2 protein-coding genes and 1 pseudogene are annotated in these 1605 nt (G+C 67.3%); 1 reads left to right on the top strand and 2 read right to left on the bottom strand.

Translation table 11 applies throughout. From position 1 onward, the window contains the following. Positions 1–117: 117 nt before the first annotated feature. Positions 118–285 (bottom strand): annotated as a pseudogene (locus tag A5652_RS17410) (TetR/AcrR family transcriptional regulator); the annotation flags it as partial. A 198-nt stretch (positions 286–483) separates the two neighbouring features. Between A5652_RS17410 and A5652_RS17405 the strand changes: the two are divergent. Beyond that, complete coding sequence (locus tag A5652_RS17405) at positions 484–1110, top strand: TetR/AcrR family transcriptional regulator (protein WP_197513992.1); 627 nt, start codon at positions 484–486, stop codon at positions 1108–1110. Positions 1111–1112: 2 nt separating this feature from the next. Here the strand turns inward: A5652_RS17405 and A5652_RS17400 are convergent, their stop codons facing one another. Then, a complete protein-coding gene (locus tag A5652_RS17400; RefSeq protein ID WP_156745399.1) occupies positions 1113–1367 on the bottom strand; it encodes a DUF3107 domain-containing protein in 255 nt (84 codons plus the stop codon). Between the last annotated feature and the right edge of the window lie 238 nt (positions 1368–1605).

Genomic DNA, 1605 nt, shown 5'->3' with positions numbered 1-1605 from the left:
CCCGCGTTACCGGGGGCCGGCCGCCGATAATCAGATGAGGAATCGATGAGCGAACTCGCCAAGGTGCCGGCGCGGCGCGCCGTCAGATCGGCTGACCGCGGCCGGCCGGCAGACGGAGCCGCGGTCGACGAACACGTCGCTGGCGACGATGAGCAATTGGCCGCGCCGCTCGTCGCGGGGCGACCGGTTGCCCCGCCGGTTCGAAACCGCGGCTCCGTCTGCCGGCCGGCCGCGGTCAGCCGATCTGACGGCGCGCCGCGCCGGCACCTTGGCGAGTTCGCTCATCGATTCCTCATCTGATTATCGGCGGCCGGCCCCCGGTAACGCGGGGTCAGCCGCTCGCAGCCCGTGGAAGGTACCTTACTACCCGAGGAGTCGATGCGGCCGTCATCGCGGTCGTCTCCGCAGGCAGAAGCGGTGTCGGACGGCGCATTCGGGCGCGCCACGGTTCGCGCCGGTCGGTGGCTGTGTAATCCTGGGGAAATGACTTCCCCCCGGCCGCCGCGCAGCACAGGCCGCGTGCCGGTGTTACGCGACGAGCGGCGCGGCCAATTGCTCATCGTCGCCAGCGACGTGTTCGTCGACCGCGGCTACCACGCGGCCGGTATGGACGAGATCGCCGACCGCGCCGGAGTCAGCAAACCCGTTCTGTATCAGCACTTTTCGAGCAAACTCGAGCTGTACCTGGCGGTGCTGGCGCGCCACGTGCACAACCTGGTCTCGGGTGTTCAGAACGCGCTCAGCACCACCACCGACAACCGGCGCCGGCTCCACTCCGCGGTGCAGGCGTTCTTCGATTTCATCGAGCACGACAGCCAGGGCTACCGGCTGATCTTCGAGAATGACTATGTGACCGAACCCGAGGTGGCCGCCCAGGTCCGCGTTGCCACCGAATCCTGCATCGACGCGGTCTTCGCGTTGATCAGCGAGGACTCCGGGCTGGACCCGCATCGGGCCCGGATGATCGCCGTCGGTCTGGTCGGCATCAGCGTCGACTGCGCCAGGTATTGGCTGGACTCAGACCGCCCGATTTCTAAGGCGGACGCCGTCGACGGCACCGTCCAATTCGCCTGGGGCGGGCTGTCACACGTGCCGCTTACCCGCTCCTGACTTCACTTGCCGGCGTGTTTGCCGGATTCGGCGCTGATGCCGAAGCCCACTCGGCGCGCGTCGGCGACGCCGATCTCGACGTAGGCGATCCTGGTTGTGTGAATCAGGAAGCGGCGGCCCCGCTCGTCGGTCAGCCGCAGTAGACCCGAACCGTCGCTCAGGGCGGCGCTGACCAGTTCTTCGACCTCGGCGGGCGTCTGGGTGCTGGCAAGGACCAGCTCGCGCGGACTATCCGTGATACCGATCTTGACCTCCACGGTCACCCCTTCCATGGGTCTTGCAGCCTTGCGCAGGTATTGAAGTCCCGGCCCTGTCAGCAGCAGGCTAGTGGACGCGGCTGATCCCCACCTCGCCGCGTCCCCACACTTCGCGGTCAGCGAAACGTTGGTCGCGGCCAGGTAACGATTCGCTTGCAGGTTGTCTCGGGCACCCGCCCGACACCCGATCCGTGTTTTCACATCGCTAACTTCGGCACCATGGGTACCACGTGGGCGC

It is taken from the genome of Mycobacterium sp. 1165178.9, assembly GCF_001673555.1.
In the GTDB taxonomy this organism is placed as follows: Bacteria; Actinomycetota; Actinomycetes; order Mycobacteriales; family Mycobacteriaceae; genus Mycobacterium.
Note: the sequence above shows the minus strand (reverse complement) of the source record. Positions and strands in the feature narration are given on the sequence as shown.